At 30.2% G+C, this 16,999-nt stretch carries 15 protein-coding genes; 9 read left to right on the top strand and 6 right to left on the bottom strand.

The window, feature by feature from the left end:
• Nucleotides 1-153: 153 nt before the first annotated feature.
• The 4 genes from H6553_08555 to H6553_08540 all read right to left on the bottom strand — a co-directional run bounded on the left by H6553_08555 (nt 154) and on the right by H6553_08540 (nt 4,627).
• A complete protein-coding gene (locus H6553_08555; GenBank protein MCB9033873.1) occupies nt 154-1,359 on the bottom strand; it encodes an acetyl-CoA C-acetyltransferase in 1,206 nt (401 codons plus the stop codon).
• A 162-nt stretch (nt 1,360-1,521) separates the two neighbouring features.
• Nucleotides 1,522-2,448: a UDP-3-O-[3-hydroxymyristoyl] N-acetylglucosamine deacetylase gene (gene lpxC / locus H6553_08550; GenBank protein ID MCB9033872.1), complete on the bottom strand. Its 927-nt coding sequence runs from the start codon at nt 2,446-2,448 to the stop codon at nt 1,522-1,524.
• 20 nt (nt 2,449-2,468) lie between these two features.
• Nucleotides 2,469-3,449: a UDP-3-O-(3-hydroxymyristoyl)glucosamine N-acyltransferase gene (lpxD, locus tag H6553_08545; GenBank protein ID MCB9033871.1), complete on the bottom strand. Its 981-nt coding sequence runs from the start codon at nt 3,447-3,449 to the stop codon at nt 2,469-2,471.
• A 2-nt stretch (nt 3,450-3,451) separates the two neighbouring features.
• Entirely contained in the window at nt 3,452-4,627 is a 1,176-nt protein-coding gene (locus H6553_08540; protein ID MCB9033870.1) for an HD domain-containing protein, read from the bottom strand.
• A 97-nt stretch (nt 4,628-4,724) separates the two neighbouring features.
• Here H6553_08540 and H6553_08535 point away from each other — a divergent pair, with 97 nt between their 5' ends.
• Genes H6553_08535 through H6553_08520 form a run of 4 tightly spaced genes read left to right on the top strand, consistent with a single transcriptional unit; the run spans nt 4,725 to nt 9,851 of the window.
• Complete coding sequence (locus H6553_08535; protein MCB9033869.1) at nt 4,725-6,284, top strand: PglZ domain-containing protein; 1,560 nt, start codon at nt 4,725-4,727, stop codon at nt 6,282-6,284.
• Nucleotides 6,281-6,700 (top strand): tRNA (adenosine(37)-N6)-threonylcarbamoyltransferase complex ATPase subunit type 1 TsaE, encoded by a 420-nt coding sequence (gene tsaE / locus H6553_08530; protein MCB9033868.1) that lies wholly within the window; start codon nt 6,281-6,283, stop codon nt 6,698-6,700. Before H6553_08535 ends, tsaE begins: the two co-directional genes overlap by 4 nt.
• A 2-nt stretch (nt 6,701-6,702) precedes the next feature.
• Nucleotides 6,703-7,911 carry an alanine dehydrogenase gene (locus tag H6553_08525; protein MCB9033867.1) on the top strand — a complete coding sequence of 403 codons (1,209 nt, stop codon included), beginning with the start codon at nt 6,703-6,705 and terminating at the stop codon, nt 7,909-7,911.
• A gap of 47 nt (nt 7,912-7,958) precedes the next feature.
• On the top strand, nt 7,959-9,851 hold the full coding sequence (locus H6553_08520) for a hypothetical protein (GenBank protein ID MCB9033866.1): 1,893 nt from the start codon (nt 7,959-7,961) through the stop codon (nt 9,849-9,851).
• A gap of 40 nt (nt 9,852-9,891) precedes the next feature.
• On the opposite strand, the gene H6553_08515 is transcribed toward H6553_08520, so the two are convergent.
• Both H6553_08515 and H6553_08510 read right to left on the bottom strand, forming a co-directional pair.
• A complete protein-coding gene (locus H6553_08515) occupies nt 9,892-10,248 on the bottom strand; it encodes a hypothetical protein (protein ID MCB9033865.1) in 357 nt (118 codons plus the stop codon).
• 445 nt (nt 10,249-10,693) lie between these two features.
• Complete coding sequence (locus H6553_08510) at nt 10,694-11,206, bottom strand: DUF4199 domain-containing protein (GenBank protein MCB9033864.1); 513 nt, start codon at nt 11,204-11,206, stop codon at nt 10,694-10,696.
• 45 nt (nt 11,207-11,251) lie between these two features.
• On the opposite strand from H6553_08510, the gene H6553_08505 reads away from it, so the two are divergent.
• The 5 genes from H6553_08505 to H6553_08485 all read left to right on the top strand — a co-directional run bounded on the left by H6553_08505 (nt 11,252) and on the right by H6553_08485 (nt 16,966).
• Nucleotides 11,252-12,502 carry a DUF445 family protein gene (locus tag H6553_08505; GenBank protein ID MCB9033863.1) on the top strand — a complete coding sequence of 417 codons (1,251 nt, stop codon included), beginning with the start codon at nt 11,252-11,254 and terminating at the stop codon, nt 12,500-12,502.
• An 81-nt stretch (nt 12,503-12,583) separates the two neighbouring features.
• On the top strand, nt 12,584-13,906 hold the full coding sequence (locus H6553_08500) for an adenosylhomocysteinase (GenBank protein MCB9033862.1): 1,323 nt from the start codon (nt 12,584-12,586) through the stop codon (nt 13,904-13,906).
• 352 nt (nt 13,907-14,258) lie between these two features.
• Nucleotides 14,259-14,693 (top strand): IS200/IS605 family transposase, encoded by a 435-nt coding sequence (gene tnpA, locus H6553_08495; protein ID MCB9033861.1) that lies wholly within the window; start codon nt 14,259-14,261, stop codon nt 14,691-14,693.
• A 300-nt stretch (nt 14,694-14,993) separates the two neighbouring features.
• Nucleotides 14,994-15,317 carry a hypothetical protein gene (locus tag H6553_08490; GenBank protein ID MCB9033860.1) on the top strand — a complete coding sequence of 108 codons (324 nt, stop codon included), beginning with the start codon at nt 14,994-14,996 and terminating at the stop codon, nt 15,315-15,317.
• Between the two features lie 290 nt (nt 15,318-15,607).
• Entirely contained in the window at nt 15,608-16,966 is a 1,359-nt protein-coding gene (locus H6553_08485; GenBank protein MCB9033859.1) for a hypothetical protein, read from the top strand.
• Nucleotides 16,967-16,999: the final 33 nt, after the last annotated feature.

The following is a 16,999-nucleotide window of genomic DNA, read 5'->3' as shown; positions in this document are numbered from 1 at the left end:
ATAAGAAAAATATGCAAATAATAATGATGAAATAAGATAAAATAAATAAATCATTTTTTTCTTTAAGATAATGCCTTGCAAGCCATAGATAAATACTGGAATAACCAGATATATAAATATTTACTATTATTTAGTTTGAAAAAAATTACTTTTCTATACTCTTTCTATTATAGTAGTAACGCCCATACCACCACCAACACAAAGTGTAGCTAAACCAGTACTCTTATTGCTTCTTTCTAGTTCATCAACTAGAGTACCTAATATCATTGCACCTGTTGCTCCAAGTGGATGACCTAATGCAATTGCTCCACCATTTACATTTAATTTTTCATCAGGTACTTCAATATCTCTTTGTAATCTCAAAACAGCAGAAGCAAATGCTTCGTTCATTTCTACCAAATCAATATCGTTGATTGTCATACCAGCTTTTTGTAGTGCAATTTTAGAAGCAGGACCAGGACCAGTAAGCATAATAGTTGGTTCGGTAGAAGTAACTGCAACCGATACTATTTTGGCTCTAGGTTTTAAACCTAATTTTTCGCCAATGGCTTTAGAACCAATTAAAACTAAAGCAGCACCATCTACAATGCCAGAAGAATTTCCTGGTGTATGCACATGATTTATTTTTTCTAATTCTGAATATTTTTGAAGTGCTACGCTATCGAAACCCATTTCTCCCATCATTTGGAAAGATGGATTTAATGAAGCTAAACCTTCCAATGTAGTATCTGGTCTGTTGAATTCGTCTTCAGCTAGAATCGTTAATCCATTAATATCTACTATTGGTACAATAGATTTATTAAATCGACCTTCTTGCTTAGCAATTGCTGCTAATTGTTGTGAACGCAGTGCATACTTATCACAAGCTTCTCTAGAAAAACCTTCTACAGTTGCAATTAAGTCGGCACTAATTCCTTGAGGAACAAAATCGGTTTTATTGTTGACTTGCATATCTAAAACCCAAGGACCACCATCCATTCCCATTGGTACTCTACTCATTGACTCAACACCACCTGCAACAATTAAATCTTGCCAACCAGACCGAACTTTCATCGCAGCCAAATTAACGGCTTCTAATCCAGAAGCACAAAAGCGATTGAGTTGAAAACCTGGAACTGTCTGAGACCAATCTGCGTACAAAACTGCTGTTTTAGCAATATTGCCACCTTGGTCGCCAATAGGTGTAACGCAACCAATAATTACATCTTCTACAAAAGCCGTATCTAGATTATTTCTTTTTTCTAGTGCTTTTAATTGTTGTGCTAAAAGTGTAACTGGCGTAACTTCATATAAGCTGCCATTTTTTTTGCCTTTTCCTCTTGGAGTTCTAATACAATCGTAGATATATACTTCGTTCATCGTAATAATTTAATACGATTAAAGATATAAAAAAGTATTGGAATTTATACTATTGAATATTGATGATTTTGTAATCAATATTTAAAATAACTAAGTGTATTTAAAATAAAATATAGTGATAATTAAAATATAAACTAAAAATATTTTAGTTAATAAAAAAAATTATTGACTAAACGCTAAGTTGTTGTGTAATATTTCTTCATAGAGAAAATTTGAAAATCTAACATTTGAAGCATGACCTGGTTTGTAGCAAATGAGTTTTCCTCGCCAATAGGTTTGCGTAAGTGCTAAATCACCTATAACATCTAAAATTTTGTGTCTTGCTGCTTCGTTATCAAAACTTTGATTTAATGGATTGAGTATACCTTTTTCAGGTATAGAATTGATAGGTTGATTAAAAGTATCTGCTATCCATTGAATTTTATTTTTGCTTAATGGAATTTCTGAATAAATTAATGCATTATTAATACTTCCACCTCTAATTAATCCGTTGTTGTATAAAAAATCTATTTCGTGTAAGAAACAAAAAGTTTTGGCTGGTGCAATTTCTGTGTAGTATTCGTCTAAGCTATTTAAAACAGCAAACTGATTGTGTATTAATTTTGAAGGATAATCAATTAAGCAAGTAACAGAAAATTCATTGTGTGGCATAAACATGTACTCTGCATCAGTAGCATCATCTTTCCATACTATATAATTTTTAATAACAAACTCTTTTTTTGCTTCGTTGAGTTCTATAGTACCAACTTGATTAATGGCATCGATAATTGGTTTGGTACTTCCATCTAAAATTGGTATTTCGTCATTGTCAACTTCTATGATAACATTATCAACTTCTAAACTATACAAAGCAGATAGTAAATGTTCAATAGTAATTATAGATATATTATTATAGGTTATAGTAGTACTTCTATTAGTGTTTGTAATATATTTTGGAGAACAAGGTATTTTTTGATTGACATCTGTTCTATGAAAATTTATTCCAGTATTTGCAGCTGCTGGTAAAAGTGTAACTGTTGCTTGATGTCCAGAATGTAAGCCAACACCAGAGAATTGTATAGGTTTAATTAAGGTTTTTTGTTGTAGCATAAGTAAACAAATATAAGTAATTATTTATTTTTATTCTTTTCTTCTAAAGTACTTAGTCGTTTAATAATATCTGGAAGTTGCTTAAAGTAAACCGACGATTTAAAATAATCTCGCATATTAAAAGCTGGCGAACCTGATAAAACTAAATTTTCTTGTTTTATACTTTGTGCAATACCACTTTGTGCATTAATTTTTGTATATGGTGCAATAGTAATGTGACCTACAAATCCAACTTGTCCACCAATCATACAATGATGACCAATAATAGTACTACCAGCAATTCCTGTTTGTGCAGCAATAACAGTATGAGCACCAATTACTACATTATGTGCTACTTGAATTAAATTATCCAACTTACAACCTGTTTCTATTATGGTTGAACCAAGAGTAGCACTATCAATAGTACAATTAGCACCAATTTCTACATCATCATTAATAATAACATTGCCTAATTGTGGAATTTTTTTAAAGCTACCATCTTTGTTTGGAGCAAAACCAAAACCATCGCTACCAATAACAGTTCCACTATGAATAATGCAATGATTACCAATAATACAATTATCGTAAATAGTTACATTTGGATAAATAATACAGTCATTGCCAATTTGAACATTTTTTCCAATAATAGTATTTGCACCAATACAACAATTATTACCAATTCTTGCAGATGTATCAATAATTGCTTTGTCGCTAATTGTAGGAATATCTTTTTGTATAAACAAATCTAATATTTGAGCGAAAGCATTATAAGCATCATCTACTAAAATAATAGGTCGTTCAAAGTCTGCTTTAAACAATGCTTTTGTTAAAATGAGAATTCCAGCATTAGAAGTATGTATATAATCAATATATTTTTTATTTCCAATAAAACTGATTTCCTCTTTTGTGGCAATTTCAACTTTATTGGGTAAGTGAATGGTCGTATTGGTATCACCAATAATTTGTCCATTAACGATTAAAGCTAATTCATTTATAGTATATGGTTTCTGATTTAACTGCATAATTATTTTTTAGGATAAGCAATATAGTGTTTGGTAATGGTTTGTGTAATAGATTGTAAATTCCATTCTTTAGAATATTCTGAAATAGGTACAATACTACCATCTTTCTTTAAAATTTTTATGGTTTCTTTACTTGGATTATAAGCATTGTTTTGTGTTGAACCAGCATATACTAAATAAGGAAATGATTCTTTAGAATATTGTTGTTTTAATGCTAAATATTGTTGTTCTGCTACTTGTTCAGATTCATAACTTAAATGAAATAGTTTTCTATTTAAAATAGCATCAGCCAATTGAGCTAAGATTTTATCTTTATTAGTTGACCAAATTTTTAATGCATACATAATATCTATATCATCAATTAAAGTATAATATTTTAAATAATTTTTTCTATTTGGATTTTCAATCAACTTAGCCAAAGGTTTTGATATATTATCAATTGCTTTTATGGCAATAGCTCTTTCTACAGTAGCTTTTAACATTAAATCGGCAACCAACGATGTTTTATGTAAATATACTTGCCAATACATCAATCGTCGTGCAATTAAAAACTTTTCTATCGAATAAATGCCTTTTTCTTCTACTACAATATTGTCATCAACTACATTCAACATATTAATAATACGATCATAGCCAATTACACCTTCACTAACGCCAGTATAAAAAGAATCTCTGTTGAGATAGTCCATTCTATCCATATCTAACTGACCAGAAACTAGTTGATGCAAAAATTTCTTTTTGTACGAATTATTGAATATTTGTAGTGCAATTGCTAATGTTTCGCCAAAAATAGGAATTAACTCTTCTATAATTTTCTTAGAAATAGTTTCATGACTAATATTTTTAACTAATATGTATTCTAAACTATGTGAAAATGGAGCATGACCAATATCGTGTAGTAAAATAGCAACAGTGGCTGCTTCGCTTTCTTTTTGAGTAATTTTAACACCTTTTAATTTTAACACTTCTAATGCTTGTTGCATCAAATGCATAGCACCTAAAGAATGGTGAAAACGGCTATGCGTTGCTCCAGGATACACCATACTACTCAAACCCAATTGTTGTATTCTTCTTAAGCGTTGAAAATAAGGATGTTGAATAATATCATATACTATATCATAAGGAATAGTTATAAAACCATAGACTGGATCGTTAAATATTTTTCTCTTGTTCAAAATTGCTTTTAATCGTTAGATTCTGTTTGATAACAATATTTAATTATTTATCACACAAGATATAAAAAAACGCTTGTATATTGAACCCAAATTATTGAGCATGCAGAAAACTAAAATACTTTGGGCAGATGATGAGATTGATTTGCTAAAACCACAAATTATGTTTTTAGAACAAAGAGGTTATAGTGTTGAAGCAGTAAGTAATGGTCATGATGCTTTGGATAAATTTTCGGCAGAATATTTTGATTTGGTTTTTTTAGATGAACACATGCCTGGAATTTCTGGATTGGAAACTTTGAGTAATATGAAAACAATGAACAAAGATGTTCCTGTTGTAATGATTACCAAGAATGAAGAAGAAAATATCATGGACGAAGCTATTGGTGGACAAATTGCAGACTATTTAATTAAACCAGTTAAACCAAATCAAATTTTATTGTCGATAAAGAAAATTATCGATAAAAAGTCTTTGGTGTCTGAAAAAAACTCAGTGAGTTACAGACAAGAGTTTCAAAAAATTATGATGGAAATTGGTGGCAATATGAATGCTACTGATTGGACAGAATTATATAAAAAATTAATTTATTGGGATATTCAATTAGACAAAATTGACAATGCAGAAATGCGTGATGTTTTTGAGATGCAAAAGAACGAAGCCACTAAAGAGTTCTTTAAATTTATTAATAAAAACTATATTAATTGGTTACAAAAGCCAAATGAAGAAACGCCAACGCTTTCACATACACTATTTAAAAATAAAGTCATTCCACAATTAAGTGATGACTATACTACCTTTTTTATTTTGGTAGATAATCTAAGATATGATCATTATTCTGTGATTGAATCTATACTAAAAGAGCATTTCTTAAAAACATCAGAAGATTTTATGTATAGTATTTTACCTACTACAACACAGTATAGTAGAAATGCTATTTTTTCTGGATTAATGCCATCTGAAATTCAAAAGAAATATGAAGACAAGTGGACATATGATGATGAAAGTGAAGGTAAAAACTTACATGAAGCATTTTTTATGGAAGAACAATTTAAACGATTTGGAATTAATAATAAAATATCATATACAAAAATTACAAACTACAATAATGGTAAGCAATTAGAAGATGATATTTTAAATTTAATGAATAATCAATTCAATGCAATTGTATATAATTTTGTAGATATGTTATCGCATGCAAGAACAGAGATGGAAGTATTAAAAGAAATTGCAAATGATGAAGCAGCTTATCGTTCATTAACTGCATCGTGGTTTGTACATTCACCTTTGTATAATGCATTACTAAAATTGAAAAATAAGAAAGTTAGAATTATTATTTCTTCAGATCATGGAACAATTAGAGTAAAATCTCCAGCAAAAGTAATTGGTGATAAAAATACGACTACCAATCTTCGCTATAAAACAGGTAGAAACTTAAACTTCAATCCAAAAGAAGTAATGGAAGTTAAAAATCCAGATGAAGCATTTTTGCCAAAATCAAATATAAGTTCAAGTTATATTTTTGCCAAAGAAGATTATTTTTTCTGCTATCCAAACAATTATAATTACTACGCTAATTTTTATAAAAATACTTTTCAACATGGTGGAATTTCTTTAGAAGAAATGATAGTTCCAGTTGCTATCTTTGAGTCAAAACCACAATGAAATTATTTGTAGCCAATAGTGTAGATGAACTTGAACCAGTAGCACGATATATTGTAGAAAGATTACAAGACTTTTCTACAGTTTGTTTATTTGGAGAAATGGGTGCAGGCAAAACTACTTTAGTACAAACTATTGCTACAATTTTAAATATCAGAGAGCAAGTAAGTTCGCCAACTTATGCATTGGTCAATTTATATCAATCTTCAATAGGAGATATAGCACATTTAGATTTATTTCGATTGAATAGTGTAGAAGAAGCAGAAGAAATTGGATTAGAAGATTATTTATATAATAATATTTGTTTTGTAGAATGGAGTGACGATTTTGCCGATTTAATGCCAAATAAGCGATTGAATGTGTATATTAGTAAGTTGAATCAACAGTCAAGACAAATTGAAGTTGAAGAAAAACTGTAAAAATGGAGTCAATATTAGAGAAAGTCAAACAAGGTTATGATTTATTTCCTAAAGAAGTCTTAGCCGAAATCAGTAAAGACAACCAACACAATACCATTGGAATTCCAAACGAACAAAACTTTAATGATAATAGAATTGCATTGTCACCAAACTCTGTAGCAGCTTTAATTCATTTCGGATATAAAATAAAAGTAGAACAAGGTGCAGGTCAAAATAACTTTTCTGATGAAGAATACATCAATGCTGGTGCTATGATAGAATCAGATAAAGAAATAGTATATCAATCAGATATATTATTAAAAGTTGCACCAATTCAAGAAGTAGAATTGCCAATGCTACATAAAAATCAAGTAGTATTTTCACCAATATATTTGCCAAAACTCAATAAAATTACACTCAAAACGCTATCCGAAAAAAAGGTAAATACCATTGCTTACGAGTATATTCAATGCAATTACGGTACATATCCAATTATGCGTTCAATGAGCGAAATTGCAGGAAACTATGCTTTATATATTGCTACAAAATACTTGAGTAATGAACATGGCAAAGGAATTTTGTTAGGAGGAATTGCAGGACAACCACCAACTAGAGTTTTAATAATTGGTGCAGGAACAGTAGGAGAGCATGCAGCAAAAACAGCAATTGCAATGGGTGCTTCTGTTCAAGTTTTTGATGATGATATTTATCGACTATCGAGATTAGAAAACGATTTAAGTTTAAAAATATATACTTCTGTATTAGATCCAATTAATTTGGCAAAAAATATGGCAAGAGCAGATGTAGTAATTGGTGCATTGCGACCTATCAACGGAAAAACGCCTGTGGTAGTTACCAAACATATGATTCATAGCATGAAAAAAAATAGTGTGTTTATCGATATTAGTATTGACCATGGTGGCTGTTCAGAAACATCAAAAGCAACCAATCATCAAGAGCCAACATACTTAGTCAATGAGATAATTCACTACTGTGTACCTAATGTAGCCTCTAATGTATCTAAAACAGCATCGTATAGTTTAAGTAATATTTTAACACCAATTTTAAAAGAAATGTATAGCAGTGGAGGATTTGAATTGATGCTAAAACACAATGAACACTTTAGAAATGGCGTATATATCTACAAAGGAAATATTACTAAAGAGTTTATTGCAAAATCGTACGACTTAAAATTTTTCAATTTATCTTTATTATTAAGTGCCGATTTTTAAATATTATCGAAAAAAGGCATATATTTAAGCTCCATAAAAAAAGAAGAATGAAAGTTTTCAATGTCGTAGTATTATTGCTACTGTCATCTGTTGTTTTTGCTCAAGAAAATGATAGATACAGTCTAGTTAACAACAAAACCTATAAGCTTAAAAACAACAAAAAAGAGTTGGTATTAACCGTCAACAACAAAAGTATGCAAGCTGCTACTACTTCGTTTGACATTAATAACTTAAAAACTCAGTTAATTACAATTACCGATGGTAAGAAGCAGGTTTGTCAGTCGGTTGTTCAATTAAAAGCACTAGATGAAAAAACATTAATTGGTTTGTGTTATCATAAAAATATGATGCAATTAGTTTGTCTTGATTTTAGTAATAACGAACTTAAAATTGTAGATCAAATTGCAATTCCAACCAATACCAAATATCTTAAAAAGACAGTAGATAAAACCAATGCCGAATTAGGAAACTATTTAGTAAAAAACATTGCTGTTAATCCTACTACTAAAGAAATTTTGGTTCCAGTAAATATTGGTAAGAAAAAGAAAAACAATGCTGGTGTTTGGTCGATAAAACCAATGCCAAATAATTACACTTACAGTTTTGATGAATCTAATATTAGTAAACTATATGTAGAAAATGAAAAATTATATATTCATAGTATTAATATAAGTAAAGATAATGATATTTGGCTTTCTTTTTATGAAGGAAGTATAGGTTTAATTCCAAATCCACAAAAAAATTATACTGAAAATGTTTTGGTGTACGATTTCAACAAAAACTTAAAATCCATTTATCAACCTTGGGTAGAAAAACAGTTTGCAGAAACTATTTATAATGATTTAAATATAGCTTCAGAAGAGGAATCGTCTTCTATAGAAAGTTGGGTGAATTATGAGTTTAATAAAAATAAAGATTATTACATCTATGAATATCAAACAGAAAGAAAGCGAGCATTAGAAGCACAAATCAATAATTTTTCACTAGCCGAACGACCAGTAGATTTGTCGGAAGAAGAGGAAGAAAAAATGAGTACACTTGTAGCATCTGCTTTTGATGAAGTAGAAGACGACTCTATTAGTTATGAAAGTGAAACACCAGTAGTTATTCCATACTTAACCGTAATGAATCCGTATGACGACAAGTTGTTGTTTAAAACCAATTTGCCAGTAGCTACAGACGCAGAAAATAATGTGTATGTAAATACCAATCTAGCGTTATTTAAATTAAAATACAATGAAAAAAGTAAAAGTATAGAACCAGTTTGGAATGTAGAACCACAAAATAGAATGTACAACAATTGTTTTTATGAAATTCCAGGACAATTGCATATTGGAAGTGGAACAGCACCAACTGTACTTACTATAGATGATAAATCATATATTACAATTACAGATAATGATAAAAACATTAATTTATTAGTGTATGATGAAAATGGCAATATTGTTTCTAAAGATGCTGTTTTTACTAATAATAGAGGAGCAGCATGTAATACACCAGTACAAGTGGTAGGAACTTCTTTATTATTGAGCAATGCATTTAAAGTAGATAATGTACATACTGATGGTGCTTTAGAAAAATTTGATTTCAGACATACTAGCATTAATAAAGGTACTTTAAAAAATCCTAAATTTGTAGAAGCAGTGTCTTGGTTTAGAGATAATTCGTTCAAAGATATGCATCAAGCTACAATAACTAATTTAGGAGCTCCAGTTATTTTAAATAGTAAAATTTATAATTTGTCTTTAAACGAAAATGATATTAATATACAACAAGTAGATTGGAGTGATGCTGCTTATAATTCAACAGCAACTAATGTACTAGATGACTTAGATAAAAAGAACAACAAATACTTAGAAAATAATATCAAACAAAGATCTATTGGTTTTAGTAATAAAATTATTTTACCATTACAAAATCATTTATTACTAATTGAGTAATTTGGTTATTGTAAGATTGATTATTAGAGATTAGACTATTTTATTCTGCTCTTATGTATGTAATAATTGGAACAATTTCAGTGCCAAAATCAATTGTTAATTCGTTATCAGAACAATAATAGTTTGCAAAATCATGATAATTGCCATCTTCCATTTGTTGATATATTTTATTTTCTTCTGTATAAAAATGAAAATTGAAATATAATCCTTCACCTATATCCATTCTAAGTGTATCATCAGTAGTAATCTTAAGTATCATATCATAATTTATTACACTATCTTCCTTTAGATACCAAGTTCCATAAATACAATCGTCAGTATTGTTCTTTTCTTTCTTGCAAGAAACAATTGCAAGTACAGCAATAATTAAACTCAATAAAGTTAATGTTGTTTTCATAATATGAATGTCAAATATACATTTATTTCTTCAAATAAAAAAGTCGTTCTATGAAAGAACGACTTTAAAATATTTTATTTTTGGTGCTATCAAGTATATTTTCTCATGACATGATTAAAGCATGGAATATGTTAGGAGGAAACTTCCGACAACACGAAAAATTTTAAATAAGTCTTTACTAACTTCCAAAAAATATTCGCCGATGGCAATTTACTTTTTGTGGTAGTGTGTTAATGAAATTCGGTATGCTCTATTTATCCCAAATTACGCATTAGGAAAAAATAGGTTTTGATTTTGTTTGTTTTTAAGGTTGCGTAGCTATGTCACGCTTTACTGCTTATAAGCTAGTGCCAATAAAGTTGAAGTACTACGCACTTCCTATTTAGAACTAGAAGTATGAAATACTACAGCTAATGACCAACAACCAATGTCTAATAACTAATTCCTAATCTTTCTTAAAAGCAAACGAACTAACTATAGATATCAATAAACCAAATATCATAGTAGATATAAAACTCATTATTAACATAAAAGTTGGACTTATAAAAAAACTACTCATTTCCATTGCTTGTTCTATCTGTTCTTCGGTCATACCTTTAGCTTCCATTTTTTGTCTAGAAACTTCCATTACAGCATGCATAAAATTAGCATCTATAAAATTTACATAAATATAAAAAAACAAAACAGATACTAATGCTATAATAAATGACATTAAAATACCACTTTTAAAAAGCGTACTAAAACTAGTATCATTTTGGCTGTCTCTCACGGTTTTAATTCCTACAACTAAAACAATTAACATTACTAAAGTAGATAACCATTTTGCCCAAGTTTCTAATTGCATGCCTGCAAAAAATAAAACAATAGTTACCAATATAGATGCTAACGAACCAATGATGCCAAACTTAATAGCAATCGGTTTCCAGTCTTTTTCATTATACTCTTTTAAATTATCCATGGTTTATAAATTTAATTTGATTAAATTAGTGCTTCTTTTTTAAATATGGATACAATATTACAATTTTTTCACGAGAATATATATTGGATAAAACTAATATCTATTCCTTTTGTAGCTGGATTTATTGGTTGGTTAACCAATTGGCAAGCAATAAAAATGACTTTTGAGCCACTCGATTTTAAAGGTATTAAAATTGGACCAATTCCTTTAGGTTGGCAAGGCATCATTCCAGCAAACCGACTTAAAATGGCAGAAATATCTGTGAAATTAATGACCGAAAAATTAATTTCTGTAGAAGATATTTTTGAAAAACTAGATCCAGATGATATTGCCAAAGAAATATCACCACAAACACAAGCACTAGCAGAAGAAGTGGTTAGCGAAGCCATGATGAAATATCAACCTGCTATTTGGAAAAACACACCACAAGTACTCAAAAATCAAATATTTAGTAGTGCAGCTAAAGATATTCCAGGTGCTGTTAGAGACATGATGGAAGATTTAAAAACTAATATTCATTCTTACATGGATTTAGAAACACTTTGTAAAGATGCACTCATTAAAGATAAAACATTAGTCAATGAAATATTCTTAAACTGTGGCGAGCAAGAATTTAAATTTATAGAACGCTCTGGTTGGTATTTCGGATTTTTATTTGGTATTCCTCAAATGATTTTGTGGCATTTTTATCCAGAAGATTGGATGTTGCCAGCAGCAGGTGTTATTGTAGGATATTTTACTAATTTTCTGGCACTTAAATTAATTTTTAATCCATTAAAACCAATTAAAATATTTGGCTTTACTTTTATTGGATTGTTTATTAAACGACAAAATGAAGTGTCTGCCGAATATGGTAAAATCATTGCAGATAGAGTGTTGTATTCTGAAAATCTTTGGGAACACATGTTAAACCGACAAGGTGGAAAAGCGATGTACGATTTAATAGAAAAACATGTCAACCAAAGTTTAAACCAAGCAACAGGCAGTGTGCCACAACCAATTTTAACTATGCTAGAAGGTTCTAAAGTATATTCCGACTTAAGAGAAATGATAGTAAAAAATATGGTAGCTCGTTTACCTAATAAATTTAAATATCTACACGATTTTACAGATGCTACTTTTGATATAGAAGGAACATTAAGAGAAAAATTACAAGAATTGCCACCAAAAGATTTTGTAGGCGTATTGCGTCCAGCATTTGAATCAGAAGAGCTAAAGCTAATTTTAGTAGGAGCAGCACTAGGTGGAATTGCAGGTTTCTTACAATGGGCTTTCGTTTTTGGTGGCTTGGGTTGATTTAAAACTTTTACTAATATTTCTTGTCATATGACAATTTCTATTTCTATCAAAGGCAATATCTTTGCATAAAAATAATTTATGGCAACAAGTACAAGTATAGACTTACAACTTCCATACAAGGTTAAAGATATCAATTTAGCTGATTGGGGAAGAAAAGAAATAGAATTAGCCGAAGCAGAAATGCCAGGGCTAATGGCTTTAAGAGAAGAATATGGCAATTCAAAACCACTAGCAGGTGCAAGAATAGCTGGTTGTTTACACATGACTATCCAAACAGCGGTTTTAATTGAAACACTAGTACATTTAGGTGCAGAAGTTCGTTGGTCATCTTGTAATATTTTTTCTACTCAAGATCATGCTGCTGCTGCTATTGCTGCTGCAGGTGTTCCAGTTTTTGCTTGGAAAGGAATGAATGAAGAAGAATTCAATTGGTGTATTGAACAAACATTATTTTTTGGTTCAGAAGACAAGCCATTAAATATGATTTTAGATGATGGTGGCGATCTAACAAATATGGTGTTAGATGAATATCCAGAATTAGTACAATATATCAAAGGATTGTCTGAAGAAACGACTACAGGTGTTCACAGATTATACGATAGAATGAAAGCAGGTACACTTCCAATGCCAGCTATCAATATCAACGATTCAGTTACTAAATCTAAATTTGATAATAAATATGGTTGTAAAGAATCTTGTGTTGATGCAATTAGAAGAGCTACTGATGTGATGATGGCAGGAAAAGTTGCTGTTGTTGGTGGATATGGTGATGTTGGTAAAGGTTCTGCAGCTTCATTAAGAGGTGCTGGTTGTAGAGTAATTGTAACAGAAATTGATCCAATTTGTGCATTACAAGCTGCAATGGATGGTTATGAAGTTAAGAAAATGGCTGATGCTGTTAAAGAAGCTGATATTATTGTAACGGCTACTGGAAACAAGGATATTATAAATGGCGAGCATTTCAAAAACATGAAAGACAAAGCAATAGTTTGTAATATTGGTCACTTTGATAATGAAATTGATATGGCTTGGTTGAACAAAAACTATGGCGATACCAAAGTAGAAATCAAACCACAAGTAGATAAATACACTATAAATGGAAGTGATGTTATTGTTTTAGCAGAAGGAAGATTAGTTAACCTAGGTTGTGCTACAGGTCATCCATCATTTGTGATGTCTAATTCATTTACTAACCAAACACTAGCACAATTAGAGTTATGGTTAAATAGAGCGCAGTATGAAAACAAAGTATATGTGTTGCCTAAACACTTAGATGAAAAAGTAGCGAGATTACATTTGAAAAAAATAGGAGTGGAGTTAGATGTTTTAACTGATGACCAATGTAAATATTTAAGTTTAGATGTTGATGGACCATACAAACCAGAAACTTATAGATACTAAAATAGTATAAAAAGATATTCAAAACTAGCAGCCAGCATTTTAATGCTGGCTGTTCTGCTTAATATTTAACTGAACATAACAAATCTGTATTAACTGAAATTAATACTGTTTTTAATGGCTTTTATTGGTATTCAACCTAATTTGTAGAAAACGATTTTTGCTGGTTGTTAATTTTTATTAAAAAATACTTGCAACCGTTTTAAATTTTTTCTATCTTTATCTTAAGATAACTTTTAGTCTATGAAACAATTATACACTTTTTTAGCTTTTACTTTATTGGTCTCAAAAATAGTTAAAACTATGCACTTTAGTGCATTTCGCTTTAGCTTCTAAAAATGTTTACTTTTGTAGTATGGAATACCAAAGAGTCAATGGTCATAGCGTATCACGGCTTACAGTACATATTGTATGGGCTACAAAATATAGATATGCAGTATTGGAAGGAGATATAAAAGTAAGGTGTAGAAGTCTTTTGATACAAATATGTGAAGCAGAAGATATTTTAATATTGAAAGGAGTGGTATCCAAAGATCATATTCATATGCATATAGAATATCGTCCATCACAATCAATAAGTAGCATGGTAAAATTATTGAAAGGACGCAGTTCACGAAAATTACAGATAGAGTTTCCAGAGTTAAAGAAGAGATATTGGGGGCGTCATTTTTGGGCAATAGGTTATGGTTGCTGGAGTACAGGTAATATAACAGATGAAATGGTAAATGAATACTTAGAACATCATAGGAATCCAAATACGAACTCAAATGATAATTTTATAATTGAATAGAGAAGTACTGTCCGAAATAGGACTTTCAGTCCGTAACAAAACTATGGACTTTTAGTCCATAGTGGTTTATTTTCATTAGCTACATTTGCTCAAAATGTAAGTATAACAACAAAAATAAATGGTTTTCGCCATAACTGGCAATGTTGTGATGATGGAGCTGCGTGGAATTGTATTATTGGTAATTATCCAGATCCTCGATATAAAGTTTGGGTAGGATATAATGACGCCAATTTTTCTCAGTATATAAATAATCCAGGATTATATTGTGGTTCTACAAATTATACTTACGGAACAGATGGTGTGGGATGTAATAGTTGGAATCCTGGTACTATAAATGGGCCAACGCTAACGGGTAATGCAACAACTTTAAATGTGGAAATGCAAAGTTGGGAAGAAGATGGTTGTGGTAGCAATTGTACACCCAATACTTGTGGTATCGAAAATCTTTGGAACGACGATGATATTCGTTGTGGGCGTTTGCGTATTGGCAATATTAAATTTATGGCTTATCCTCCTTGTACAGACCATACTTATACAGGAGTTTATACTTCGGTAGTATTGTATGCAACAGGTACTGGCTTTTTGTTTATGTATCCAATTATAGATAAGCTAGGAGCAAAATAAAGGAAAAATCATCATTTTCAAATTGATTATTTTTCCAACACATTCCTGAACTGCTTGCGGCAGGCAAACCAGTTCCTTCGTTATATTCCAAAATTTTCTAGAATAACGCTCAAATGCACAACGGATTAGTCTAATTTTTTATAACCTGAGTTATACTTATCTTTACATAAGATAACTTTTCTTTAATTAAACTCTAAAAAATGTAAATTTTTTATTGGTTTATTGTTTCATTAATCTGTTTTTTTTATTTACTTTGTGTGAAATTAAGTTAAATAATAATAAAAACACATATGAAGCAATTATTCGTTTTACTATTTGTAGTACTTCTAGGAGTTCAATCATTCGCTCAAGAAGAAATGACATCAGACAATGCATCGTCTTCAGAAAAGACATCATTAAAGTTAAGAATTAGAGATAATGTACTCAGACCATTAGGTAAAGATTGGTACATTACTGTTGGTGCTGGCTATGGTATGCCTTTTTTGGCAACCAATAAAAGATCACCTTTAAAAGAAATTGGTCAAGGCGATTGGTATCAACAAAATGGCGACCTAAGCGTTAAACCAATTTTTGGAACCAATGGTGGTGGTTTTGCATTAAATATGGGTTGGGGTCATATGTTTAATAAATATATTGGTATAGATGTGTTAAATACCTTAGCTTGGCATCCAGAAAAATTAAATGCTAGAATTAATACAAAATCTAATGTTGGAATTAACTTATTAGGTTTATTAGAATTAGACTTAACACCAATTCTTGGTACAGCAGAATACTATGCAACACAAAAAACAGGAACTTTTGGCATATATATATCACCACATTTAATTATGCGTTGGGATAATGGCAAACGATTCGGTATTACAGGTAAAGCAGGTTTAGTAATGCCTATTTTTGGTAAAACAACTTCTAGAGCATTTATAGATGATAAAGCAGGAAGAATTATAGAAACACTTGCAGGTTATCCAATTTTACCATTACCAATTTTACACCAAACACTACAAGCAACAGCTACTACATCTTACAAACCAACTATTGGTGTAAGTACATCTATAGGTTTTGATATTAAAGTATCACCAAAAGTAACTTTCTTTACAGAAGCAAGAGTACAAGCTTATACTATAAAGCTTAAAGAAACTGTTTTTGATGAATTTAGTTTAAAAACAGATTTAAGAATTGGTGGTATAGATTTACCAAGTTCTATTTCAGAACCAATTTTTCAAGTCTTAGAACTACTAACCAATGGTTTAAGTTTAAATATAAATAGTGTAGATGAAGCACCTGTTTTTTTAACTCACCATAAATATGTAGATGAAATAACAGAAGAATCTAACACGGCAAGATATGGTGCTAAACAATTAATTCCATTAGATCCAAATATTCCAACAGTAGATTTAGACAAACCTATGGAAGAACCAGGACAAAGATTTAATGCGTCAACACTATATTTTAATGCTGGTTTCCGTTTCGACTTCGATTTGCGTTCTCAAAAATTAGAAGCTAAAAGAAGTAATACTACAGTAAGCAGTACTAAAAAAGCACCAAAAGAAAAAACAAGCAAAGCAGCAAAAACTAAAGAAGAGAAAGTAAAAAAAGAAAAAACACCAAAAGAAAAGAAAAGTAAAAAAACAGAACCAGAACCGTTTTATTAAAAAATAAATTTAGAATTTATTGTGTTTTTCTTT

The sequence above is a fragment of the Chitinophagales bacterium genome (genome assembly GCA_020636535.1).
Lineage (GTDB): Bacteria > Bacteroidota > Bacteroidia > Chitinophagales > JADIYW01 > JADJSS01.
Note: the sequence above shows the minus strand (reverse complement) of the source record. Positions and strands in the feature narration are given on the sequence as shown.